The organism is Patiriisocius hiemis, from assembly GCF_031846325.1.
GTDB classification, from domain to species: domain Bacteria; phylum Bacteroidota; class Bacteroidia; order Flavobacteriales; family Flavobacteriaceae; genus Patiriisocius_A; species Patiriisocius_A hiemis.
In genome coordinates, this window is record NZ_JAVRHZ010000002.1 from 1 (window position 1) to 25,579 (window position 25,579).

The 25,579-nt window shown below is 32.9% G+C and carries 27 protein-coding genes; 6 read left to right on the top strand and 21 right to left on the bottom strand.

Going from position 1 to position 25,579, the window contains the following annotated elements:
- The coding region (locus RM538_RS04250) for a hypothetical protein (protein ID WP_311332162.1) at positions 1-1,467 on the bottom strand (1,467 nt) is incomplete at its 3' end.
- A gap of 76 nt (positions 1,468-1,543) precedes the next feature.
- Between RM538_RS04250 and RM538_RS04255 the strand changes: the two genes are divergently transcribed.
- The 5 genes from RM538_RS04255 to RM538_RS04275 all read left to right on the top strand — a co-directional run bounded on the left by RM538_RS04255 (position 1,544) and on the right by RM538_RS04275 (position 6,511).
- Entirely contained in the window at positions 1,544-2,449 is a 906-nt protein-coding gene (locus tag RM538_RS04255) for a NifU family protein (RefSeq protein ID WP_311332163.1), read from the top strand.
- A gap of 102 nt (positions 2,450-2,551) precedes the next feature.
- Positions 2,552-2,752, top strand: a complete 201-nt coding sequence (locus RM538_RS04260; protein WP_311332164.1) for a dodecin family protein — start codon at positions 2,552-2,554, stop codon at positions 2,750-2,752.
- Between the two features lie 65 nt (positions 2,753-2,817).
- On the top strand, positions 2,818-4,932 hold the full coding sequence (locus tag RM538_RS04265) for a thioredoxin domain-containing protein (RefSeq protein WP_311332165.1): 2,115 nt from the start codon (positions 2,818-2,820) through the stop codon (positions 4,930-4,932).
- 27 nt (positions 4,933-4,959) lie between these two features.
- Complete coding sequence (locus tag RM538_RS04270; RefSeq protein WP_311332166.1) at positions 4,960-5,796, top strand: mechanosensitive ion channel family protein; 837 nt, start codon at positions 4,960-4,962, stop codon at positions 5,794-5,796.
- A gap of 10 nt (positions 5,797-5,806) precedes the next feature.
- Positions 5,807-6,511, top strand: coding sequence for a hypothetical protein (locus RM538_RS04275; RefSeq protein WP_311332167.1), 705 nt, complete (start codon positions 5,807-5,809; stop codon positions 6,509-6,511).
- Position 6,512: 1 nt separating this feature from the next.
- On the opposite strand, the gene tsaB is transcribed toward RM538_RS04275, so the two are convergent.
- The 15 genes from tsaB to cyoE all read right to left on the bottom strand — a co-directional run bounded on the left by tsaB (position 6,513) and on the right by cyoE (position 19,788).
- The gene (tsaB, locus tag RM538_RS04280; RefSeq protein ID WP_311332168.1) at positions 6,513-7,166 is read right to left on the bottom strand and encodes a tRNA (adenosine(37)-N6)-threonylcarbamoyltransferase complex dimerization subunit type 1 TsaB; all 654 of its coding nucleotides are present in this window, start codon (positions 7,164-7,166) and stop codon (positions 6,513-6,515) included.
- Positions 7,166-8,452 carry an efflux RND transporter periplasmic adaptor subunit gene (locus tag RM538_RS04285; RefSeq protein ID WP_311332169.1) on the bottom strand — a complete coding sequence of 429 codons (1,287 nt, stop codon included), beginning with the start codon at positions 8,450-8,452 and terminating at the stop codon, positions 7,166-7,168. The genes tsaB and RM538_RS04285 overlap by 1 nt, the downstream gene beginning before the upstream one ends.
- Positions 8,453-8,454: 2 nt before the next feature.
- On the bottom strand, positions 8,455-9,897 hold the full coding sequence (locus RM538_RS04290; RefSeq protein WP_311332170.1) for a TolC family protein: 1,443 nt from the start codon (positions 9,895-9,897) through the stop codon (positions 8,455-8,457).
- Positions 9,898-9,988: 91 nt separating this feature from the next.
- Positions 9,989-11,149, bottom strand: coding sequence for an efflux RND transporter periplasmic adaptor subunit (locus tag RM538_RS04295; RefSeq protein ID WP_311332171.1), 1,161 nt, complete (start codon positions 11,147-11,149; stop codon positions 9,989-9,991).
- A 25-nt stretch (positions 11,150-11,174) separates the two neighbouring features.
- Positions 11,175-12,434 carry an ABC transporter permease gene (locus tag RM538_RS04300; RefSeq protein WP_311332172.1) on the bottom strand — a complete coding sequence of 420 codons (1,260 nt, stop codon included), beginning with the start codon at positions 12,432-12,434 and terminating at the stop codon, positions 11,175-11,177.
- Between the two features lies 1 nt (position 12,435).
- Positions 12,436-13,680: an ABC transporter permease gene (locus tag RM538_RS04305; RefSeq protein WP_311332173.1), complete on the bottom strand. Its 1,245-nt coding sequence runs from the start codon at positions 13,678-13,680 to the stop codon at positions 12,436-12,438.
- 2 nt (positions 13,681-13,682) lie between these two features.
- Entirely contained in the window at positions 13,683-14,393 is a 711-nt protein-coding gene (locus RM538_RS04310; protein ID WP_311332174.1) for an ABC transporter ATP-binding protein, read from the bottom strand.
- 147 nt (positions 14,394-14,540) lie between these two features.
- Entirely contained in the window at positions 14,541-14,765 is a 225-nt protein-coding gene (locus RM538_RS04315; protein ID WP_311332175.1) for a hypothetical protein, read from the bottom strand.
- Entirely contained in the window at positions 14,765-15,289 is a 525-nt protein-coding gene (locus RM538_RS04320; RefSeq protein WP_311332176.1) for a DUF420 domain-containing protein, read from the bottom strand. Before RM538_RS04320 ends, RM538_RS04315 begins: the two co-directional genes overlap by 1 nt.
- Positions 15,289-15,972, bottom strand: coding sequence for an SCO family protein (locus tag RM538_RS04325; protein WP_311332177.1), 684 nt, complete (start codon positions 15,970-15,972; stop codon positions 15,289-15,291). Before RM538_RS04325 ends, RM538_RS04320 begins: the two co-directional genes overlap by 1 nt.
- Position 15,973: 1 nt before the next feature.
- Positions 15,974-16,624, bottom strand: coding sequence for a hypothetical protein (locus tag RM538_RS04330; protein WP_311332178.1), 651 nt, complete (start codon positions 16,622-16,624; stop codon positions 15,974-15,976).
- A gap of 127 nt (positions 16,625-16,751) precedes the next feature.
- Positions 16,752-17,135, bottom strand: a complete 384-nt coding sequence (locus RM538_RS04335) for a cytochrome C oxidase subunit IV family protein (protein ID WP_311332179.1) — start codon at positions 17,133-17,135, stop codon at positions 16,752-16,754.
- A gap of 20 nt (positions 17,136-17,155) precedes the next feature.
- On the bottom strand, positions 17,156-18,136 hold the full coding sequence (locus tag RM538_RS04340; RefSeq protein WP_311332180.1) for a cytochrome c oxidase subunit 3: 981 nt from the start codon (positions 18,134-18,136) through the stop codon (positions 17,156-17,158).
- A gap of 135 nt (positions 18,137-18,271) precedes the next feature.
- Positions 18,272-18,886 (bottom strand): cytochrome c oxidase subunit 3, encoded by a 615-nt coding sequence (locus RM538_RS04345; protein WP_311332657.1) that lies wholly within the window; start codon positions 18,884-18,886, stop codon positions 18,272-18,274.
- Complete coding sequence (gene cyoE / locus RM538_RS04350) at positions 18,886-19,788, bottom strand: heme o synthase (RefSeq protein WP_311332181.1); 903 nt, start codon at positions 19,786-19,788, stop codon at positions 18,886-18,888. Before cyoE ends, RM538_RS04345 begins: the two co-directional genes overlap by 1 nt.
- 155 nt (positions 19,789-19,943) lie before the next feature.
- Between cyoE and RM538_RS04355 the strand changes: the two genes are divergently transcribed.
- Entirely contained in the window at positions 19,944-20,906 is a 963-nt protein-coding gene (locus RM538_RS04355) for an MBL fold metallo-hydrolase (RefSeq protein WP_311332182.1), read from the top strand.
- A 17-nt stretch (positions 20,907-20,923) separates the two neighbouring features.
- Here the strand turns inward: RM538_RS04355 and RM538_RS04360 are convergent, their stop codons facing one another.
- The 5 genes from RM538_RS04360 to gcvH form a co-directional block, all read right to left on the bottom strand.
- The gene (locus RM538_RS04360; protein ID WP_311332183.1) at positions 20,924-23,026 is read right to left on the bottom strand and encodes a gliding motility protein RemB; all 2,103 of its coding nucleotides are present in this window, start codon (positions 23,024-23,026) and stop codon (positions 20,924-20,926) included.
- Positions 23,027-23,126: 100 nt separating this feature from the next.
- Positions 23,127-23,927, bottom strand: coding sequence for an energy transducer TonB (locus tag RM538_RS04365; RefSeq protein ID WP_311332184.1), 801 nt, complete (start codon positions 23,925-23,927; stop codon positions 23,127-23,129).
- Between the two features lie 114 nt (positions 23,928-24,041).
- Positions 24,042-24,764, bottom strand: a complete 723-nt coding sequence (locus tag RM538_RS04370) for an energy transducer TonB (RefSeq protein ID WP_311332185.1) — start codon at positions 24,762-24,764, stop codon at positions 24,042-24,044.
- A gap of 68 nt (positions 24,765-24,832) precedes the next feature.
- The gene (locus RM538_RS04375; protein ID WP_311332186.1) at positions 24,833-25,216 is read right to left on the bottom strand and encodes a VanZ family protein; all 384 of its coding nucleotides are present in this window, start codon (positions 25,214-25,216) and stop codon (positions 24,833-24,835) included.
- Positions 25,182-25,562 (bottom strand): glycine cleavage system protein GcvH, encoded by a 381-nt coding sequence (gene gcvH / locus RM538_RS04380; RefSeq protein WP_311332187.1) that lies wholly within the window; start codon positions 25,560-25,562, stop codon positions 25,182-25,184. The genes RM538_RS04375 and gcvH overlap by 35 nt, the downstream gene beginning before the upstream one ends.
- Between the last annotated feature and the right edge of the window lie 17 nt (positions 25,563-25,579).

A 25,579-nucleotide genomic window follows, 5' to 3' on the forward strand; every position in this document is an offset into this window, starting at 1 on the left:
CATATCATTTACTATAAATTCTGCCCCAAAGGTTACTTCTACATCATCCGTGGCAAAACATGCCGCACTTATTGCCTCTAATGTATAAGTACCACTAACCATCGGCATTATAGTAGACTCAGTTTCTCCTGCAAGAGGAGCTCCATTTAAAAACCATTGATAATTAAATTGACCCGCTAAAGGACGACCTAAAATAGGTTCTGTATTTTCACAAGGAAAAATATCTGGTCCTAAATCTAAAGCAAGGCTAGAAAAATCAACAAATTCAGAATCTTCATTATTAGTTTCGTCAGTTTCAGATACAATTCCAGTACCTGTACCATCATCGTCAACTACAGCAAGTAATGTAAAAGTAGCTGGTGTTGTAGCTATATCAAAATTAAAAGTAATTGAATTACTTTCAGAACCTCCAATAGGAATATCTGAGTTTGTTTGAGATTGCCCAATTAAAATACCATCTCTGTAAAATGCAATGGGTGTGCCAGCTGGCAAAAGAGAAGTACTATTAGTGTTCGATACTGTGTAAAATAAATCTACATTATTGTTTGAGCATAAAACCCCTAAATTGTCAATTGTAATTGTGGCATCAGGGTTTTCAGAATTAACAGATGTGATAACATTGTTAATCATAACAAAATCCTGATTAGATGTTAACTCTATAGTTGCACTTGTATCACCCACCATCAAAACATTAGCAACATCGTAAAAATCTAAATCCATATTAAATAATTGGTCTGACCCCGTATAGGAGTTAGTACCATTAAAGGCATTGTCACCTGGATTTAAAGGCGGATTATCAATCAATACCCCGTTAATTCTTAATGATTCATTATTAGCGAGAAACTGGTCACCCTCCCAAGCTAAAAAGCCTATTTTTGCTAAGTCTTGACTAGCAACATTAAGATTGTCTATTGTTATACTTAAGCTGGTATTACTAGCAGAAACAAATTCTAAACCATCATATAATCCTATTTGATTTAAAGTTAATCTAGGATCTTCGTAAATAACTACTATAGACCATCCTCCAAAGTTAGTACCATTACCACAATATGTGGGTATAACAGCTGTTAAGTCTAAATCTGAAAGTGTGTAATTTCCTTGTCCGTTAGCCTGTAATATAGTTGTTACATCTGCATAAGCTGCAAAGAATGGGTTACCCTGTGAATTGACAGCAAATGTTCTTTCAGCAGAAACTGCTGTACCATTTAATGTTACATCAAAATCACCTGAGCCTGATCCAGCCCAATATAGTCTAGCAGAAACAAGTGTTTGCAAGGGCTCTAAAGTGTAAACAGCACTACTCTGAGTTAGTATAGTACATGGTCCACCACCATTTTCGGCAGTATTAAGAGTGTTACCAAAAGCAGTAAAATCGAATCTTCCATTAAATTGCTCAAATAATTGAACTTGTTGAGCATTAAAGTTTAAAGTGAAAAGTATGGTTAGGAGGAGTAATAATATTCGCATAAATAGGTTATTAAGCTGCCAAATATATTGATTAGATTGCGTTTCTTTTCATATTTTTGCAATAAAATTGCACCTTATGCCTGATTTTAACATAGAGATACAACCTACTAACAACGAAAACATTGTGAAATTTATTGTTAGTACATTTTTAACACAAGCAAAAAGTTATGAGTTTTCAAATATAGATGAAGCAAAACCTAGTCCTCTAGCACAACAGCTATTTCATTTACCATTTGTAAAAACGGTATATATTTCTCAAAACTTTATTGCTATAGAAAAATACAATATTGTTAATTGGGAAGATGTGCAAAATGAAGTTGCCGAATCTATAGACTCTTATATCCAAAGTGGCGAAGCTGTAATTGTAGATGATACTTCCACTAAAAAAGTACCCGTAACTGTATACGCAGAAAGCACTCCCAATCCTAGTGTAATGAAATTTGTGGCTAACAAACCACTTGCCACAGGAACTTTTGAGTTTAAAAATATTGATACAACTAAAAATGCACCTCTTGCTAGAGCGCTATTTAGTTTTCCGTTTGTTAAAGAAGTATTTATTAGTGCCAATTATGTTTCTGTTATGAAATATGATATTGCAGAATGGAATGAAATTTCTACAGAAGTAAGAGGATTTATTAAAACTTACATAGAAGATGGAAAAGAAATTTTAAACGACGCTATTTTATCTGAAACTACTTCAAAAGAAAGTAATACCGCAACAGTTGCAACTACAGATTTAAAAGATATTGACAGAGAAATTATATCAATACTAGATGAATACATAAAACCGGCAGTTGCAGGGGATGGCGGTCACATAGCATTTAAGTCGTTTAATGAAGATACCAAAACTGTTGAAGTTCTTTTACAAGGAGCCTGTAGTGGATGCCCCTCCTCTACAATTACCTTAAAAAATGGTATTGAAACAATGTTAAAAGAAATGCTGCAAGGAAGGGTTCAAAACGTTGTTGCCATTAACGGATAAACCACATTTTTCTTTTCTAAACCCCTAGGATTTAACGATATCTTGAGATAGAAAGCGCCATATAATTTGTATTTTGCTAAAAATTAATAAAACAAACAAATTATGGCAGTTTTAAAAGTAATCGAGGTATTAGCAAATTCTAATAAAAGTTGGGAAGAAGCTACTCAAAATGCTGTTAAACAAGCAGCAAAAAGTGTAAAAAACATTCGTTCTGTTTATATAAATGAGCAAAGCGCTAGCGTTGATGGTGATATGGTAACAGAATATCGTGTGAACGTAAAAATAACTTTTGAGGTAAAGTAACCTAACATTAATAAAATTAAATGCGTTTCTTAGAATAAGAAGCGCATCTTTTTATTTTAAACTCTATGATGCTACGTTCTCTTATTTTAGTCTTTATATCCATTATTATTATTTCTTGTAATTCTTCAAAAAAAGAGCCTTTGGAAACACATGCTTATACAAATGAATTAATTAATGAAACAAGTCCTTACTTGTTACAACATGCTCACAATCCTGTAGATTGGAGACCATGGAATGAAAAGACACTAGCTAAAGCAAAGGCTGAAAAAAAATTAATGGTTATTAGTATAGGTTATGCAGCTTGCCATTGGTGTCATGTAATGGAACGTGAAAGTTTTGAAGATTCTACAGTAGCTGCCGTGATGAATGATAATTTTATTTCAGTTAAAGTAGATAGAGAAGAGCGTCCAGATATTGACCAAATTTATATTAATGCTGTACAGTTAATGACAGGAAGTGCTGGCTGGCCTCTTAATGTTATTACCCTTCCTGATGGTCGCCCTGTTTTTGGAGGTACTTATTTTACAAAACAAGAGTGGACAAACGCGCTAGAACAAATCCAAGAAGCCTACAATACTAATCCAGAAAGACTTAAAGAATACGCAAGTAAGCTTGAAGAAGGTATAAAAAGCATGGACTTAATTACTGTTAACAATGAAAACGTTGACTTACAGAATTACCCGACAAAAGATTTAATTGCAACTTGGAGCGAAAGTTTTGATACGCTTTATGGAGGCTACAAACGTTCACCAAAATTTATGATGCCTAGTAATTATCATTATCTTCTTCGAAGAGCAAAAAACACCAATGATGATGAGCTATTAAATTATGTTACTAAAACATTAGACAAGATTGCGTATGGCGGTGTATATGACCATATTGGAGGTGGGTTTTCAAGGTACAGTACTGATATGAAATGGCATGTACCCCACTTTGAAAAAATGCTATATGACAATGGACAATTAGTTAGTCTTTATAGTGATGCTTATTTGGCTACAAAAAATCCTCTCTACAAAGAAGTCGTTTTTGAAACACTAAACTATATCAAAGAAGAAATGACTAATAGTGAAGGCGCTTTTTATTCTTCTTTGGATGCTGATAGTAAGGATGAAAATGGAGAATTGGAAGAAGGTGCTTATTACACTTATACAAAAGAGGAGTTAGAGGCACTAATGGGTGATGATTTTAAACTTTTTTCTGATTATTATAATGTGAATAACTTTGGAAAATGGGAAGAGGAAAACAATTATATCTTAATAAGATCAAAGACAGATACTGAAATTTTAAGTGAATATAATCTTACTCCCGAAGTATTTCAGAATAAGAAAAGAGAATGGAAAAAAACTTTGTTAGAGTATCGTAACAAAAGAGACAGACCAAGACTAGATGATAAAACCCTCACTTCTTGGAATGCTCTTATGCTGCAAGGATATATTGATGCCTACAAGGCATTTAAAACTCCAGAATACCTTGAAGTTGCTTTAAAAAATGCCAGTTTTATAAAAGAAAAACAATTACAAAAAAGCGGTGCTTTATTCCACAGCTATAAAGACGGAAAAAGTACAATTAATGGATACTTAGAGGATTATGCTGCTGTTGCGCAGGCCTATATTTCTTTATATGAAATTACATTAGATGAAGAATGGTTACAAATAGCAAAACAACTTGTAGACTATTCGTTCGAGTACTTTTTTGATGAAGAAAAAAGCATGTTTTATTTTACGTCTACCGAAGATGCTGCCCTTGTTACCAGAAATTTTGAATATAGGGACAATGTAATTCCTGCTTCAAATTCAATAATGGCAAAAAATCTTTTTAAACTTTCACATTATTATGATAGTCCTAGGTATAAAGATGTTAATAGACAAATGCTCAAAAACGTTCAATTAGAAATTGAGCAATATCCAGCTGGGTTTTCTAACTGGTTAGATTTACTAGAAAATTATCAAAATAAATACTATGAAATAGTAGTTGTAGGTGAAAATGCAAAAGAAAAAATAAACGAAATAAATCAAGAATATTTACCTAATAAACTTGTTGCTGGAAGTATAGAAGCAAGCAATGGATATTTACTTGAAGGAAGGCATATTGAAGGTGAAACGTATATTTATGTATGTGTTAATAACACCTGTAAGTTACCAATGAAAGAAACAGAAAAAGCAATACAATCAATTAAATAAATAATTTATAAAAAGAAGATAGCATTTATGGAAAAATTTAAAAACCTAGATACTTATATTGAAGAGTATGGACAAAAGTTAATAGACTTTTTACCACAATTAATTGGGGCCATACTTATTTTAATTATAGGACTTTGGGTAGTTAAGTTAATAAACAAACTAGTAAAACGATTTTTTGACAAAAAAGACTTTGATGTAACTTTAGAGAAGTTTGTAGCTAGTTTAATTAATTGGGGGCTAAAAATTATTTTATTTGTTTTGGTTGTAACACAACTAGGGGTAGAATCTGCCTCTCTTGTTGCCATAATTGGTGCAGCAGGATTAGCAATTGGTCTTGCATTACAAGGATCTCTGTCTAATTTTGCCGGCGGCGTTTTAATTTTATTATTAAAACCTTTTAAAGTTGGGCACTTTATAAAAGCACAAGGAATAGAAGGAACTGTAAAAGAGATTTCTATATTCACAACAAAACTTAACACATTTGGAAATCAAATAGCCGTTATTCCTAATGGAAAGTTATCTAACGAAAATATTATAAACTACACCGAAGAGGAATTAAGGCGAGAAGCACTTACTTTTGGCATAAGTTATGATAGTAATATTAAGGAAGCAAAAGATATTTTGCTTAACTTAGTAAATGAGCAAGAAACAGTATTAAAGTTAGAGGACAAAATGCCTATGGTTGTAGTTACAGAACTTGCAGATAGTTCTGTAAATCTATCACTAAGATATTGGGCACACATTGACAACTTTTGGCCTATTAGGTTTTATACACTTGAAGAAGGAAAAAAACGTCTTGAAGCTGCTGGGATTTCCATCCCTTTTCCGCAGAGAGATGTACATTTATATAATACAAATCAATAAATTAAATATTATGAAAAAATTTCTTTTACTTTTTTTAATAATTGCTCTAGCGAATAATTCCTACTCGCAACTTGATGTTTCTGGAGGAGGAGCTGCAGAGGCAATCTGGACTCAAAACTATAACAAACAGCTTATAGGAGATGTAGAAATTAGTGCCATAGAAGGCTCTCCTTACGTTACCGAAGCTTTTCTACCAGGGAAAATATATTCTGGAGGTAAAGTTCAAAATCAAAATGTTTTATTGAGATATAATATCTACAATGATTTAATTGAGGTTGAAGACCCATCAAAAGGAACTAAAGGCCCTCACAATAGCGTCTTAAGATCTTCTAGGATTTGGGTGGAAATTGCTGGTAAGAAGTATGTTTATATGGATAACTTTAGAGATGATAACCATACAGATGGCAGTTATTTAGTTTTACTGAAAAAGGATGAAAACTTCAATTTATATAAAAAGCATAATGCAAAGCTAAATGAAGCAAGAAAGGCAAGAAATTCTTACGAAAGAGACAAGCCTGCATCATTTACTCAAAATGTTAGCTATTATTTTTTAGATAATTCTAATAACGAATTTATAGAAGTGCCCGACAGAAAATCAAAGGCAATAAAGAAAATGGAAAGTTTAAAAAAGGGTAGTAAGTCTTTTATTGCTAAAAACAAACTAGACCTTGAAGACGAAAATGACATGATAACTTTATTTAATTTTGTTAAATAAATTATCCTCCAACAAAATCCTTTAAATAATAAGGCTCAAAATAAGCGACATCTTCGGTGTCGCTTATTTTGTGTTTTTCTTCAGCAATAAATACCATTTGAAGTGAAGAGGGGTAAGCTTCAACAAAAGAAGCATTTTGGTGATTACAAATTCTTTCAAATTTTGCTACCGCATCTCCTATAAAAACTACCTTGTTATTTTCTAAATACTTAGAAAAAGATGCTTCATTCAGAATTTCAGCTTTAGTGTCTCGTATCCTTTTTTTATCGGAGTTAAAGACTGCACTATATACTTCCATCCTTCTTGCATCAAGCATAGGTACTATAGTAACATTTTCTGAAACTTGTTGTGCTAAGACATCTAAGGTTTCAATTGCGAGTAACGGGATACTAAGTGCATAGCACAGCCCTTTTGCTGCAGAAACCCCAATTCTAAGGCCTGTGTATGAGCCTGGTCCTTTACTTATCGCTATAGCATCTAGGGCTTCTTTTTTTATTGAAGCTTCTTTTAACACTTCTTCAATAAATACATGCAGATTTTCAGCATGAGAATAGCCTGGAGTTTTATCTTCTTTAAACGCAATAACGCTTCCATTTACTGAAAGCGTTACTGAGCAATTAGTTGTTGCTGTTTCAAGACAGAGTATTGTTGCCATTAAGCGTCTTCCTTATCTGAATTATCCTTTTCTTCTTTCTTTTGCTCAACATCATCCCCAGGTTTCAAACTCTTGGTAACTGTATTATAAGGCCCAGTTATAACTTTATCGCCTTCTTGTAATCCAGTTTTTACTTCGATATTTGTATCATCCTGAATTCCTGTTGTTACTACTCTTAATTTTGCTTTACCATTATTTTCAACAAAAACACATTCAAACTTTTCTTCCTCAGCAGTATTATCTTTCTTAAAACTTCTTCTTGTAGAAGTAGTATCGGTCTTAATAACAATGGCACTAATTGGTACTCCAACAATATTTTGTTTTTTATTTGTAATTACATCAACAGTTGCTGTCATTCCAGGACGAAAAGGAGAGTAGCTTTCTGGCTTCCCTTCTGTTAAGTCTGCATAGGATTCTGGTAAAATTCTAACTTTTACTTTAAAGTTTGTTACTTGGTCCGCAGATAAAGTATTTTCTGCAGAGTTTGCTATTTCTGTAACTACTCCTTTAAACTCTTTCTTTAAATAAGCATCTACTTCAACAATTGTAGAATCTCCTAAAGAAAGTTTTACAATATCATTTTCATTAACATCAACTTCAACTTCCATGTTGCTTAAATTTGCAACACGTACAATTTCTGTTCCTGCCATTTGAGCAGTTCCTACTACTCTTTCACCAAGTTCAACCGAAAGTTTTGAAATTGTCCCACTCATAGGAGCATAAATAGAAGTCCTAGAAAGGTTATCTCTAGTTTGTTTTACATTTGCCGCTGCACTTTGTACACTATAATATGCAGCATCTTTATTAGCCTTAGCGCTTTCAAACTCTGTTACTGAGCGATCCCACTCAGATTTTGAAATCACTCCTTTTTCAAATAGTGACTTATTTCTATCATAGTTTAACCTTGCATTGTTAAGATTAGCTTCTGCTTGAGATAGTTGTGCTCTTACATTTTGTAAACCAGCTTGTGATTGACTGAGCGCTGCTTGAATTAAATCTGGATTTATCTTTACTAATAAATCGCCTTTTTCAACTTCTTGCCCCTCTTTTACAGGAAGCTCAATAATTTCTCCTGAAACTTCAGATGAAAGGTTTACTTCAACCTCTGGTTGAATTTTTCCGGTTGCAGCAACAGTTTCAATAATGTCAATTGGAGTAACTTCTGTAATTTCAACAGATTTTGCATCGCTATTACCGCCTATCATTCCTGCTTTTTTTGCAGCTATCAAAGCAATAATTGCAATTACAAATAGTGAAACAATGATGATTAGTGTTCTTTTCTTCATATCTAAAACTTTAGTTCGGTTGCTGGAATACCAAAGTATAATTCTAGCACCTTGGTTTTAAAAATATAATCGTATTTGGTTCTATTTTCTTCAATTTTTGCATTGTCGTAGCGTAACTTAGATTGGCTAAAATCAAAAGCATTTGTAAGCCCTACATCATATCTATCTTTTGCATATTGGTACGCCAGTTCTTGAGACTCTAATGCGGCTAAAGCGGCTTCATATGCCTTAAGGGCTCCTTTTGCATCTACATAAGCTTGGTATACATTAGACTCTAAATCTAATTTAGCTTGTTCCAATTGAAACTTAGTTCTTTCAAGATTAATTTTGCTTCGTTTCACGTTTGCTCTTGCAGCAAACCCGTTAAGTATTGGAATATTTAATTGAAATCCATATGCGATACCATCGTTTTGATATAACTGATCAATAAATGGGTCTGCGCCAACTATAACAGTTTGTGTATTTGGAAACTCTCCAATTACGGCTTGTCCAGTTTCTTCAACAACCCCAATTTGCTGTGTTACAGTAGGATTATCAGGGTCAATTTGCGATTGAAAAGAAGTTGCATCTGTATAACGTGTATCGTACCCAAAGAAAGCAGAAAGTGTTGGATAATAACTACCTCTTGCTATTTGTAAATCTTTTTCGGCAAGCTCTACATTACTTTCAGCTATTTTTACTTCGCTTCGGTTTTCTTTTGCTGTATTAATAATTTCTGTTACTGGCTTACTTTCAATTCCTTGCTCTACTATATCATAGCCTTCATCAACAATATCAAAATTTTCATAGTCTTCAATAAGAAGTAGTTGAGCTAGACTTATTAAAGAAATTGTAACTGCATTTTCAGCAACCGCAATTCTTTGTTTCTCACTAGCATTTGTAGCCTCAATTTCTAATAAATCTCCTCTTGGTAGCACCCCAGCATCAACCAAGTCATTAGTACGCTTTATTTGGTCTTGTGTTACTTGGTTTTGAGATTTTATAACTTCTAGGTTTGCCTTATTAAGTAGTACTTGCAGATATCCATTAGCAACAAATAAAGAAATATCATCTTTCATTTTAGCTAGACGATATTGACTTGCCAATTTTGAAATGTCTGCTCTTTGTAGTTGTCTAAAATTTCGTAACCCATCAAACAGCGTATATCCCACATTTATTCTACCCGTCGCAGATAAAAAAGTTGTTGTCTGTGCGTTGTTAGTTACTGGGTTAAAGCTAAGTCCAGTATTTTCTGAAACTCCACCTGTTGCACTTATTGAGGGAATAAAATTACCTATTGCAGATAATTTTTCTATATCTGTTACATCAACATCTAGTTCGCTTTGTTTTACAGAAATATTATTTTCTAGGGCATGTTCTACACACTCTTTAAGTGTCCACTTTTTTTGTGCGTGAGTGCTTGCTATTGTAAATAATGCTATTAGAAAAAAGGTTAGGTTTTTCATATTGTACATCTGACTTTTCAGATATTTTTTTGATTGTTGTTGCTGCATAAGTCTTTTAATTGTTAAAAGTGTTACAGTTTATTTTTAATAATTATCTACCTCCAAATTGTGAAGGTGCTTTTAATTGGTTCCAAACTTTAATTTTATCTTCTTGTGATACACCACTTATTACCTCAACATAGATCCCATCACTAAGTCCTAATTCTACTTCTCGTCTCTCAAAAGATTGATCTCCCACTTCCACCTCTACATAGGGTTTCTTTGTCTCTGAATCGTAATTAACTAATGCTTCTTTAATACTTAAAACATCTTCAGATTTTGCCAAAATAATAGAGGCATTAGCACTTAGGCCAGCCCTAATAAAAGTAGTATCTTTTTTAGATAGTGTTCCTTTAATTTCGAACTGAATAGCTCCGTTTTCAGTAACTCCTTTAGGTGCTATATAATCTAGTATTGCATCAAATTTTTTATTTTCTATTGCTCCGACTGTAATTTCTAAAGGAAGGTTTTCTTTAATTTTTCCTACTTCACTTTCATCAACTTTTCCTTCAAAAATCATTTTATCTACATCTGCTAGAGTAGCAATTGTAGTACCATCATTAAAGTTATTTGCTTCAATAACTTGATTCCCTGTTTTTACAGGCACATCTAACACCATCCCAGAGACAGTTGCTCTAATCTCGGTGTTTGCAGAAGCTCCTAAACCGCTTGTGGTTCCAGTTTTCACAATATCATAATTTTGTCTAGCTCCTGTTAGGTTAACCTTTTCTTGATTATAACGTTGCTTTGCCTGATCATAAGAAAGCTGTGCTTGATCAAACTCATTGGCAGAAATAACACCTTTATTAAATAACTCCTTTTGCCTATTATATATATTTTTTTGACTTTCGAAAGCTAGGCGGGCTGTTTCAACTTGCGTATTTGCAGAGTTAATATTGTTTTTAGCACTAGTTAAAGAAGTAACGTTGGGCACTACCTTTACTTTCGCTATTAAGTCTCCAGACTTTATAACGTCTCCTGCCTCTACAAAAATTTCATCAATTATACCTGAAATATTTGGCTTTATAAGTACTTCTTCTTTAGGAACTATGCTTCCTGTAGCTACTGTTTTCTTTACAATAGTTTTTTTAGAAGGTTGTTCTGTTTTAAAAATTTCTGGGTCTTTTCTGTCCAGATTAAAGACATACCAAAGTCCCCAAATAAATCCTAAAGTTATAACGACTAGTACGGTTATAATAAATCCTTTTTTCATCTTAATATAAATAGTAATTTGTTAGTTATTCTGTTCTTAATGCATCTACAGGTTTTATTCTTGTTGCTCTTACTGCTGGAAAAAGCCCTGCAACTATTCCAGAAAAAATTAATATTCCAAGTGCAATAACTACAACCCAAATATTTACAGAAGGATTGGCAAAATTATCTACTGGACCACTTTGTTCTAAAGCATAGTTCATAAGCATTATTGCGCATGCACCGCATGCAACACCCCACATCCCACTAAAGATAGTTAACACTAGAGATTCTTGAATTATTTGACCTCTCACTTGCCAAGGAGTGGCTCCTAATGCTCTACGTACACCTATTTCATTAGTTCTCTCTTTTACTGAAATTAGTAAAATATTAATGACCCCTATCATTCCAGAGGCTAATATTAAGCCTCCAACAAAGAAGCCAACGAATTTTAGAATATCAAAAAGCCCTGTAATTCTTCCAAAGGCTTCTGCACGATCAAAGTTTCCAATAGCTCTTTCATCTTCTGGATGAATAGTACGCTGTTCCCGCATAATTTCTAAAATTCTAGGTTTTAAAGATGTAATACTAAAATCATCGTGCGCAGTTATTGCCATCCACCCTACTGTATCTCCTCTATTAAACACTTGATTAAAAGTGGTAAATGGGACATATATAGTATTTGCAAGTTCTTCGCTATCCCCATTATTGTTTGGTGCTTGAAAAGTGCCAATTACCATAAAGTTTACTCCATTAATTTTTATGTACTCCCCAACAGCTTCTTCTCCAACATTAAAAAGGCTTGTCACTACTCCATTACCAATTACAACTCCTTTTCTTTTTTCGTTTATGTCTGAGTAACTTATAAACCTACCAGCAGTAATATCCATAGGCTGCTGTTTTATATATTCAGGGTAATCTCCACTTACTGTAAAAGCTCCTGTTTTATCATTACGAGTTACATTATTTGCTCCTTGATATCCCCCTAATTGCCCTCTTGGAGACACATATTTTAGTTCAGGTAATTTCTGCTTTAAAACTCCTACATCTTCAACTTTAAATTGCACACGTCTTCCTTTAGGCAACCCTTTGTAGGGCTTAGAAGTTCCTTGACCCCACATAAACATAGAATTGGTAGCAAAATCTCCAAAATCTTTACTTACTCCATTTCTAAGTCCCTTAGTTAAGGAAAGCAATACAACTAGAATAAAAATTCCCCAAAAAACACCAAAAGCAGTTAAGAAGGTTCTAAATGTGTTAGCATTTAGTGCCTCTAAAATTTCGTTCCAACGGTCTCTATTAAACATACTACTCGTCTCTTAATGCATCAATTGGCTTAATATTGGCTGCTCTTCTTGCTGGGATATAACCTGCTAGGGCTCCAGCTACTATTAAAACAATAACAGTTGTTACTGCTGTATTAAAATCTACTTGAGGTGATTTAATAAAATCATTATCAACCAGAGGACTCACTAACTGTAATAAGCCTACACCTGCAAAAAGACCTATAAATCCTGCTAAGGCTGTAATGAAAATAGCTTCTTGTAGAATAAGACCTATAATAGAACTTGGCAAAGCACCAATAGCTTTTCTAATTCCAATCTCTTTAGTTCTTTCTTTTACTATAATAAGCATTATATTACTCACACCCACTACACCAGCTATGATTGTAAAGATGCCTATAAACCAAAAAACATTTCTAATAACAGCGATTAGACTATAGATTTTTTTTGCTTCTTCTAAGGTATTATTTACTCTAACTGCACTCCTATCATCTGGTGCTACAATGTGCCTTTCTTTAATATCCTGTTCAATATTTTCTGAAATTGCAGTAGATTTTGCTACGGCTTCATCAAAATTATCAGACATCTTTACAGTATATGCTAGTGATCGAACTCTATCTCCGGCGGCAAAAGCAATTTGAGAGGTAGGTAATGGAACAAACACTCGACTTTCTTCTCGTTCTCCACCAGGGTCTGTATAAACACCTACTACTTTGAAGTTGACTCCCCAAATAGATATGATTTCTCCAATAGGGTTTTCTCCTTTAAATAAATCTTTCTGAATAACATATCCAATTACAGCTACCTTTCTAGACTCATCCATATCATCTTGATTGAGATAACGCCCTGAAGTTAAACTAGCATTTTCAATAAATTGCTGGTCTGGACTTACCCCTTCTAAACGATAATTTCCTGTTTCACCTTTGTAATTAACTTGACTCCCCCAAATATTATAAATAGCAGTTTTGTATTCTAAGTCCTCCTCATATTTTTCATTAATGGCTTGGTAGTCACCTATGCGCATTTGTATAAAACGTCCTGGATTTAGCCCTTTATACTCTTTTGTAGTAACACGTGTCCAAACTGAAATTCTGTTAGTAGCGTCTTGTTCAAATTGTGTTTTAACCCCTTTTTGTATTCCACTACTAAAACCTAAAAGAATTACAAGAATAAAAATTCCTGAAGCAACTGAAAGCCCCGTTAAAAAAGTACGGAGTTTGTTTTTTCCTATTGTTTCAAATATTTCTTGCCAACGTTCTAAATCAAACATTGCTATTGGTTTTGAGCGTTTGCTACTGCTCTCACTTGAGACACAACACTATCATCTAAAATAACACCATCCTTAAGATTAACAATACGTTTAGTCATGTGTGCAATATCATCTTCGTGAGTAACCACAATTATGGTTTTTCCCTCATCATTAATTCCTTGAATTAACTCCATAACTCCATAAGACGTCTTAGTATCTAGTGCTCCTGTAGGCTCATCTGCTAGTAAAACCTTTGGGTCGCTAGCAAGTGCTCTTGCAATTGCAACTCTTTGCTTTTGTCCACCAGAAAGTTCGTTTGGCAAGTGAGTTGCCCATTCTGCAAGTCCAACTTTTTCAAGATAATGCAATGCCTTATCTGTACGTTCTGCTCTTTTTACACCTTGATAATATAAAGGCATAGCAACATTATCCAAAGCAGACTTATAGTTAATAAGATTAAAGGATTGGAAAATGAAACCTAAAAATTGGTTTCTATATTTTGCTGCAACTTTTTCATTAAGTTTTTTTATGGGTTTCCCGTCTAAGGTGTAGCTTCCTTCATCTGCTTCATCTAACATACCAAGGATATTTAATAAGGTAGATTTTCCAGATCCAGAAGACCCCATTATTGAGACCATTTCACCTTCAGAAACATTAAAGTTTATACCTTTTAAAACGTGAAGTGAGTTACTTCCCATCTGGTAAGATTTGTGCAAGTCTTTAATTTCTATCATAAAAGTAATATTACTACAAAGTAACAATCAAATTGGTTGTTATTTGTGAAAATCATGTTAAGACTTACTTCAATTTTGGTTAGTAAAAGTCTATACAACAAGACTATTTACTGCTTTAATTGTTACACTTATTTTATTAAGAGTATGTTAATTTTTTGCTTTGGCTTTTTGTCTACTTCTATAGATTGCGAAACCTATTCCTCCAATAAGTAAATATGGAAAAATCATTAAATACATAATACCATTATTAATTCCTTTGGCAGCTTGACCACTTTCTTCACTTTCTAACACAGCTCTACACATAGCACATTGTGCTTCAGCAGGAAGTACTGCGATTAAAAACAACAGAGTTATTAATAATTTATATTTCATTAGTAATAAGGAGATATCATGATATATACAATAACGCCCGTTACAGCCACGTACAACCATATTGGAAAAGTGATGCGAGCAATTTTTTTATGGGCTTCAAAATTAGATGTAATGGCCCTCACATAGGTAATTAACACAAAAGGGATTACTGTTATAGAAAGTAAAATGTGTGATATTAAAATGAAGAAATAAATATACTTTATAAAGCCTTCTCCTCCGTATGAGGTTGAGTCTGATGTCATGTGATAAGCAACATACATGAGGAGAAACAGTACTGACAATACAATACATGTTTTCATTAAAAGCTCATGTGCTCTTCTATTCCCTTTTTTAATTTGAATTACAGAAATAATTAATAGGATTGCAGTAAGCCCGTTAATTGTAGCATAAATAGGAGGCAAAAAACCCAAACGTTCTACATTAGGAATTCTAATAGTAAATAAAACTGCAACAGCAACCGGAATAACAATGGAAAGTATCCAAATCCAAATATTGTATTTTTTTGATGTAGTGCTTGCGCTCATTATAATAATTTTTTTATGTCCTCAATTAACATTTTTATACCTTCTTTTTCAAGACCATCATAATAAATAATGGGGTTTCCATTACTATCTACTCTAGATCGTATTTTTCCTTCTTTATCAATTAAAGCAAAGTAGCCTTGATGCTCAAAACCGCCATCTATTTCAGGGTTTTCTACAGCATAAATATTAAAGCCTGCATTGGCAAGGCTGTGTATTTTAGCTTTATCTCCTGTTAAGAAATTCCAGTTGGGGTGTGTAGCTCCATAACCATCTGCATATTGTTTTAGTATTCTTGGAGTGTCATATGTAGGGTCAATACTAAAGGATGCAATCCCAAAACTTTCTTCTTCCTTATACGCCTCTTGTACATCTAGCATATTAGTTGTCATTATGGGGCAAATACTTGGGCAGGTGGTAAAAAAGAAGTCTACTACATAGACTTTTCCTTTATAGAAGTCATTAGTAATAGTATCACCATTTTGATTTACAAACTCAAACTTAGGGACAGTTTTATTAGCTATAGTAGCTAGTTCTTTCTCTAGCGATTTACGTTCAAGGTTATGCCTATCACCATCTACAATTTCTTCATTTGTAATTCTATTTACAATTCTTGGTAAAAAGATAATAGCAAAAACAACAATTACTGCGCCTAAACCTACGTATGAATATTTAGAGTACTTCATTTTATATTTCTCTATCTGCTTTATATTTTTTAAGAGCTAGCCTATACTCTGCTAAGATAATCTTTACATCATCCCCCATTTTATTATTAATCTCTGAATAATCTGAAGCGTCAAAACCAAACAAGACACCTACGTCTTCATCCTGTTTTCTACCTCTTAAATTTAACTCTTTATCAATTATAAAAACTTGTGATGTGGCAAAGCTTGAGTTAAGTGAATAATTAGTTTTAAGAGAGTTAAATACTTCATCAATATTTTCTGAAGTTCCAAACGCAAATATCCATTGCTCTGGATCTGCAATTTCTCCAATTTGTTCTTTTAGCTTGATTACTTGGTTCTGAGTTCCATTTTCGACTAAAAACAAAAATTGAAAATCTTGAAACTCTCTATTTTTTTTATAAATTTTGTGCGCCAAATTAAAAGCACTAGCCTTTTGATCTATAGGGTTTTTACCAAAGAACCCTAATACAGTAATTTTATCTTGAAGTGTTACAGGTTTTCCTGTTATATCTAAGAAATTAGAAACATCATTTACATTTTCGGTAAGTAATGGTAAGCGACCAAAGTTATCTTTCCCAGAAGCAAAAAACATATACATAGACAATGGTAAAATGAAAAGAACTCCTAAAACTAAATACTTTTTTACCTGCATCGTGTTACACATTTTATTTTACAAAAATACTGCCTAAAAGGTGTTATCACAACCTAATTAACTACTTTTTAAAAACAGAAAACCACGCATAAAGCGTGGTTTTAAATTAATTATTTGCAGATTGTTTTTAAAAATCAAACTTTACGTAATTTGCTTTATACACATCAAAAATGTAATCTCCTTCTATAAGTAAGATTAAGATTAAGTAGCATATTAAAAATACTGCTGTCCATACTACCATTCTTCTTAAGCCTTTGGTCTCATCACGCATGTGCATGAAGTCCCAAGTTATATAATATGCTTTTACAAGTGTAAGAATAATAAATATCCAATTAAGTAACTTCATCGCGAGAAAGCGATTCTCTGTTAACACTTCTGGTTTTATAATACCTAAGACTACTTCTATTGCAGTTACAAAGCAAAGGAAAAAGAATACACCCCATATTTTGGATATATTACTTTTAAATTTCCAAGCGCCTCTAAAGATTTCTAATTTATGTTCGTGTGCCATTTCTTAAACTTTCAATACAATTAAACGAGATAGAAAAATGTAAATACAAATACCCAAACCAAATCGACAAAGTGCCAATAAAGTCCTACTTTTTCAACCATTTCATAGCTTCCTCTACGCTCGTATGTTCCAATAATTACATTAAAAAATATAATGATGTTTATAACTACTCCTGAGAATACGTGAAAACCGTGAAATCCAGTTATAAAGAAAAAGAAGTCTGCAAATAGCGGTGTTCCGTATTCGTTATGTTTAAGGTTTGCACCTTCAACAACGAGCTTCCCATCTTTTTCAATTTTAGCTATGGATTCTTCTCTAGATAAAACAGTAGGCTCACCGTTTTCATCTAAATATTGAGTACGTATCAATAAATCATCATTAGCTAAGAAACCAGCTTTAACTTCTTCAAAATTATAAGTGGTTTGTGTTCCGTCTGCATCATACCAAATACCATCTCCTTCTTTATGCATTTCTCTCGTTGAAGGAATTTCAACTGCAAATTCTGAAATTGCAACTCGCTCTCCATTGTTGTCTAAGAACTGAAGTATTTTTCCTCCTTTTGTCTCTACTGCTCCATAATCCCCTTTGATAAAAGTTGCCCACTCCCATGCTTGAGAACCAACAAATATTGCTCCACCAATAATGGTAAAAAACATATACCAAATTACTTTTTGTTTCTGCATTTTGTGACCTGCATCAACAGCAAGTACCATTGTTACAGATGAGAAAATAAGCACAAGTGTCATAAATGCCACGTAGTACATTGGAGCAGGTACTCCATGTAAGAAAGGAACGTGGGTAAACACTTCATCGGCTATTGGCCAAGCATCAATAAACTTAAATCTTGAAAATCCGTAAGCGGCAATAAAACCTGAAAAAGTTAAAGCATCAGAAACGATGAAAAACCACATCATCATTTTACCATAACTGGCTCTAAGTGGTTGGTTACCTCCACCCCAGGTTTTTCCTTCGGTACCTGTTTTAGCAACAGTTGCTTCCATAGAAATTATTTGGTGTTAAATAAAGCACAAAAATAGGTATAATTTTTATCTCACGAAACATGATTTATTAATTTATACTAATCCTTAATAATTAGTGCTATATGTTGTTTATAGAACTCACTAGAAAACAATAATTTACCTTACAAAATAAAAAAACAAGAAGAGGTATATCCATAAGATATCTACAAAATGCCAAAATGTTGCAGCTAATTCCACTCCTAGTATTTTACCGTTAATATATTTTCCTTTAGCATGATTATAAATCACAACTAATAAACAAATTAATCCAACCAGAATATGAGCTAAGTGCATAAGAACAACCAAGTAAATAAAAGAGGTTGTTATTGAACTCTCACTTCCTGTAAAGTAGTATCCGTTTTCTATAATTTGACTAAAGCCAATAAATTGTAATACAACAAAACCTACTCCTAAAATAAAAGTGGATACTAATAAAGCCATCCCGTTTTTGTTGTTTCCATTTAGGATTGCTTTTTTAGCAAAATGTACTGTCACACTACTTAATAAAATTGCAACAAGGCTAATGTAAAACGCTTGAGGTATTTGAAAATCTGTTAACCAATCTTTACGTTCGCTACTTACAACATAGGCACTAGTTAGTCCAGCAAAACTCATTGACAAGCTAATAATACCAAACCAAAGCATCATTTTTTTAGCTCTTCTAGATTGATTTTCTTCAAAAAGCGCTTGTTCTTCTTGCTTTTTTATTTCTTCATTATTTTGTGAATCCATCATCGTATAAATTTATCTAGAACATAAATAATTTGCAGTAAAGTAATATAACTTACACTTACTAACATTAGCTGTTTTGCTGCTTTATCTGTTTGATTTTTATACAGTTTTACTGCAAATGTTATAAACCAAATTCCCAGACCTCCAATTAATATAGCAGCAACAGGAGATAGGTATAGCGCTCCAGTAAAGCCAAATGCGGGAATTAAAGAAGCTAATACAGTCCAAACAGAGTACAAAACTGCCTGTATAGCGGTCCCCTTATTTTTTTTTCCGTTGGGTAACATAAAGAAGCCTCCTTTCTTATAATCTTCAAAAAGAAACCACCCTATTGCCCAAAAGTGAGGGAATTGCCAAAAAAACTGAATCATAAACAAAGTTCCTGGCTCTATTCCAAAATCGTTAGTTGCAGCAACCCATCCTAACATAAAGGGTATTGCACCCGGAAAAGCACCTACAAATACAGACAAAGGTGTTTTTGTTTTGAGAGGTGTATATGCAGCTACATATAGTATAATTGAAATTGCCCCAAACATAGCCGTTTGAGGGTTTATAATGTACAATGAAATAAGACCAAGACTAGTTAGTATTATTCCATAAAAAAGGGCAAGATTATTACTTATAGCACCTGCTGGAAGTGGCCTGTTTTTTGTTCTGTCCATTAAAGCATCTAAATCTTTTTCAATAATTTGATTGAAGATATTAGAAGCTCCTACCATACAGTAACCACCAAAACATAAGAGAAGGAAAACTGTAATATTAAAGCTTATGGCTTCATTAACACCTAATAAATATCCAGCTACAGAAGAAAAGACAACACTTATTGAAAGCCTAAACTTTGTAATTTCTAAAAAATTACGAAGAAAACCTTTATTTATTTTTTTTGTTTCTACTGTTTTCAACTTATAGTTTTAAAAAAACCTACTTTAGATTTCTCTTATTTAGGATTGCAAAGATACTGTACACTATAGTTTTATCACAATATATATTTGAGTTTATTGTTTAATAATGTAGTAATATTTAGTATTTTTCGAACTTTAAAATTAAAACACATATTATGCGATTATCATTACTAATTATAGGGATGCTTTTAGTTCCATTTTTTGGCTTATCTCAAGATAAAACCAAAAAAGAAAAAGAAATAAATATTAAGCTTAGACCAGTAAACAAAAACACCTACTATCTAGAAGGGAAAGGCGGGAACATAGGTATGCATTTAGGAGAGAATGAAATACTTTTAATAGACAGCCAGTTTGCAGAAATCTCCAATTCTATCCTTGAAAAAATACAAATTCTAAGTCCTAACCCAATAAAATTTTTAATAAACACACACCACCATGGTGACCACACAGGAGGAAATGAAAATTTTAAGCAAAGTGGCGCAACTATCATTGGACACAAAAACTTAAGAGGGACAGATACTAATGACTTAGAAAAAATGAGTGATCTTGAAAGAAAGAAAGCCAGAACTAATTTGATGCCCGTTGAAAAAATGCCTCAAATTACCTTTGATGAAGATCTTAAAATCTATTTAGGAAAAGAAGAGATATACGCTTTTCATGTATCAGAGGCACATACCAATGGTGATGTTGTAGTATATATTCCTTCTACTAACGTAATACATACTGGAGATGTGTTTTTCAATAAAAAATACCCTTATATTGATTTGTCTAGCGGAGGAAGTGTATGGGGAGTTATAGAGGCATTAGAAGAAATTTATATGATGTGTGATAATTCAACAAAAATCATTCCTGGTCATGGCCCTGTAGGAAACGCCAATGATTTAAGAAACACTATTATAATGCTGACAGGTTTTATGAAAAGAGTCGAGAATTCTTATTTACAAGGTAAAACCGAAGAAGAAGTAGCTAATATGGAAGAAATAACTGCTTCTTATGATAGCCGAGGATTTGGAGATGGCTATATTAATGGTGAAAAACTGCGAAGAACAATGTATAAAGAAGTAGAAAAAGAATTTCAGAAGAAGAGAAAAGAACAGCAAAAAGAAGAAAAAAAATAAGCTAGGGCTTCTAGCTCTTAAAAATCATAATACCAATTAAATAAATCTGTTCTAATTCCAAAATTTACCCAAGTTGTATTGTTCTTAAATACATCTTGGGTATTTTCATTAGGAGAAAAATTTCTAAAAATCACACTACCATATACTTTTAAATTTGTTGCTGGGTTTAATAAATAACCTCCTAGTATTTCTGTATGAAAAAAGTCTGTAGTGTTTCCCTGCGTAATTTCATTTCCTAAATCTGATATCCTGTTATCCTCTGTCCCATAAATACTGCTACCATAGTAAAAAGAATCTTCTGTAGTATTAAACTCAAAACCTCTTTTAGCATAAACCACCTTAGCATCTCCAAAAATCCTTCCATTTTGGTATCTAGCAACACCTACAAACTCGTAAAAGTTTGCTCCAAGCGTGTGGGCCAAAGATTGATTGTTATGACCATAATTTAAGACTATAGTATTATGAGAATAAGTATAAGGGCGTACTCTATTATACTCACCCTGTAAAAATAGGCCTTGTACTCCAAATGCATCATAATATTTAACTCCTATTTGATGTGCTATTTTATTTTTAAAACTCCCTTCTCCTCCAAAAATATCACCAGATGAGAATTCATCAATCATTAATTGCGCATAGGCATTTACTCTATCTGTAAATTTATATTTTGCACTTAACCCTATTAACGCATTTCCTCCTCTAGACCCTGTTGAAAACTCTATCGCTCTGTAAAATATTACAGGGTTTAGATAATTAAAATCAAAACCTCTATCATTATCATTTTGCCAAATAACAGACTCAAAGAATCCTAGATTTAAACGTTTGGTCACATTATAACTCAAATAATGACTAGCAACATATTTTGTTCTGAAAGATCCGTCTGCTGTAACCTCTGGTCTTACATCTCTTAAAGACATCCATGTATTTGTATACTTTAATTTCCAGAACGTTGTATTGAGTTTGAAGAATGGATATGGACTTGCATTATCACTTAGTAAAAGTGAGCGGTACCCATCACCAATAAAATTTTTACCATGCCCTAATTGAATGTTAATCCATTTTGATGGAGAGTATGAAATATGTCCTTCGGCAATGGGGTAATCATATGAGTCTGTTCTAAAATCCTTAGCAATTCCCTGTCCAGGAATAATAGCTGGATTCCCTCCATCTGGTTTTCTTGCTTCAGCAAACCGGTTAAAGTAATCTGCAAACCTTCCTTGACTTTCTCTTACAACAGCAAAAAAATTGAAGTTTTTACCTAAACCCCCTTGTGCGTATACTAGCCTTGTATTATTATAAGTGTCTATTTCTTGATCAAAATCTTTACCCACTTGTAAATCAACTCCAGGGTCTAACGTAATCCAGTAGTCTTCACCCTTAATTGTTACCATGTGCTCGTCCCAGAACTTTCTTCCAAACCATGATTCTTTGTTTTTTAAAAGCTTTGCATTTTCTGCTTCAAAGTTGTAGTATTTATTTACTTCACTATAAATAAATGGTTTTTGAGCGGTATGATTATTTTGACCAACCCTATTTAATGCGGGATCAAACAAACTATAATTATGATGTGAAAGCGGAATATTTATAACACTTGTGTACTCCTCATTTTCATAAGCAAGATTAGTTATTTCATCATATTCTTGCTTTAAAGATGTTATTTCTTCTCTAGTAGTAATATTGTTTTTACTTACGCCCTCTTTAACAGTATTATTTACTGGCTCTTGCAAAGGAATAGCAATAGTAAATGTAAATTGCACATAAGCTGGATTTCCATTATAGGTTGCTGGTGTTATTGTTGGTAATTGTTCAAAAACACGTCTTGCTTCATCTTTTAGCTCAGTATAAACACCATCAACATAAAGAATATTAAAAACTCCTTCTTTATCAACTTCAAAGAAAACTGAAACATTTCCATTATAATTTTCTTCTGAAACTATTTCTGGGGTATTAAAGTTTTTATAAATAAATTCTTGTAATGTTTTATTGAAACAATTTTCTAATTCATTAATTTCTTTTGTTTCACATTCAGGAAAAACAGGGTATTTCTCAAAGGAGTTAGTATTGGTTTGGGCATTAATAAACACAAATGAAACTAAGAATAAAACTGAGGTAAGTAACTTCATTTCAACAATACGATTTAAAGTTGAAAGATACTGTTTTTATAATGATTTATGTAAAAAAGAAAACCTGCTTTTCTAAAAGCAGGTTTATAAATTTCTTCTTTTAAAGTTTAAAAGCAATAGGTATCATATATACTACATCTACCGTTTTACTTCCTTGTCTTCCGGGCTCCATTAGAGGGAGCTTATTAATTACTCGTTCTGCTTCTTTTTCTAGTCCTCTATATTGCGCTCGAGTTTCTATATCTTTAACAGCACCATTATCTCCAATAGTAAATTTTACATAAATTTTATGTGTTTTACCACTTTCTAAGTAATCAAAATTATCTGTATCAAACTTTTTACTTACAAAGCTCCCTATTTTTGAAGACATACATTGTATTTTTTCTTCTCTTGTAGGCTGCGATTCACATCCAGGAAAAATAGGAACTTGTTCTACTCCAATTATGTTTGCAGGACCTGAAGGCTCTACTGGTTTTGTAGTAGTTGGAGGTGCATCATCAACAACTGGATTATTTGTAGGTGTATCTGTAGGCTCAACTGGTGTATCATCAATTGTAGCCGTATTATCATCTACTTTTACCACATCTGTGATTTTTTTTTGAGGAGTAGGTTGTTTTTTAACAACCTTCTTTTTGGGAGCTACAATCTTAACCTTGGGTTGTTCTAAAGTAACAGGACCCATAGTAATCTCTGGTTCTAAAAAAATAGGTTCTTCTACATTAATTATTGTTTCTTTAATCTTAAAAGACATGTTTACTACTCCAAAAACAAGCAATAAACTAACAATAATACCTACTTGAAAATAACGTACTGAGTTCCATTTTATATTAATGTTCTTTTTATCTAATCTCTTAGATACAAACGGCTTTTTTTGGTTGGCGTTGTGGTCTAGTGATTTCATAATAAAAAAATTTAAACGATTAATAGTATAAAAACAGTTGCAAGTGTTATGCCAAAAAAAAGACCTCCTAAATTTAGGAGGTCTTTTTACTATACTTTATATACTAACTCTACATTAGTTTTCTACTTGGAATAGGATTGGTAACGCATACAGTACACCAACTGGCTTACCACGTTGCTTACCAGGCTGCATTTTAGGCAATGCTTTTACAACATCTACAGCTTCTTTTTCTAGTCTAGGGTGTGGAGCACGAGCTCTTACACCAACAACGTTTCCGTTTTTATCAATTTTAAACTGAACTGAAATACGCTGTCTTCCTTCTAGTCCTAAGTCACTTGCTAGGTCTGTATCAAATTTTCTTTGTACAAACTTTTGAATTTTCTCAGACATACATTTTTTCTTTGCATTGTTTCCGCTCTCCTTTTCACAACCAGGATAGATTGGAACGTTTTCAATTACCGCGAAAGGTACATCTGCAATTACTTCTTCTTCTACTTCTTCAATTTCTTCTACCTCAACAATTTCTTCTTCAGCATTTGTCTCTGTAGATTCTATAATGGTTTCTTCAACTTCTTCTTCATCTTCTACAACCTCAATAACTTCTGGAGCTGGTGGTGGTGGTGGTGGAGGTGGTGGTGGTGTTAATTGTTGTGTTACTGGAACTTCTTCTTCCAGCTCATCACCTACATCAAGCATCCCTGCGTCAAGGTCACTTTTGTCATAACTTTTGTACTCAATACCTTGCCAAGCTACTAATAGCATGAAAGCCATACCTAGTTGAAAGAAAATCAACAGTCTATGTCTTAAATCTGCTTTTGGGTTTTTTTTGTTTTCCATAATAGAATATTTAAAGTGTTGCTAAAATATATATTTTCTTACTTAATAAAAAGAAAATTTATACAATCTCAGGAAATCTTTTTAGAAATCGTAAAAAAGAGTATTACTCCTATTAACATACCAAAACTATTTGCTAGTACATCAAACACATCAGCCTGTCTAGAAGTTGTAATACTACTTTGCAAAGCTTCAATAATTATGCCATATAAAAATATTGTTCCTAATATATAGCACCAAGTTTTGAGATTAAGTTTATTTCTGAAAAAAAGTAACCATAAAAAAACAAGCATTACATATATTAATACATGTAATGCTTTATCAAAATTTTTTATATCAATAGGCTTTTCTTCTATTGAAGGTAATAAGAATGCAACTGTAATTACAATAGTATATGCAATGGCAGTTATGAGGAGTCTTTTAGGCGCCAACAAGCTCTTTATATCCAGCATCATCTAATAACTCCGAAATTTCATCTTGATTAGACATTTTAATCTTTATCATCCAGCCTTCTCCATAGGGGTCAGAGTTTACTTTTTCTGGCTCAGATTCAAGACTATCGTTAAATTCTATAATCTCACCGCTAAGGGGTAAAAACAAATCTGAAACTGTTTTTACAGCTTCAACTGTGCCAAAAACTTCATCTTTATCTAAAGTTTCGTCTAAAGTTTCAACTTCTACATATACAATATCACCAAGCTCTCCTTGTGCAAAATCTGTGATACCAACTGTTGCTACATCTCCGTCGATTGCAACCCATTCATGGTCTTTTGTATATTTTAGGTTTGATGGAATATTCATAATAAATTAAGTGTTAT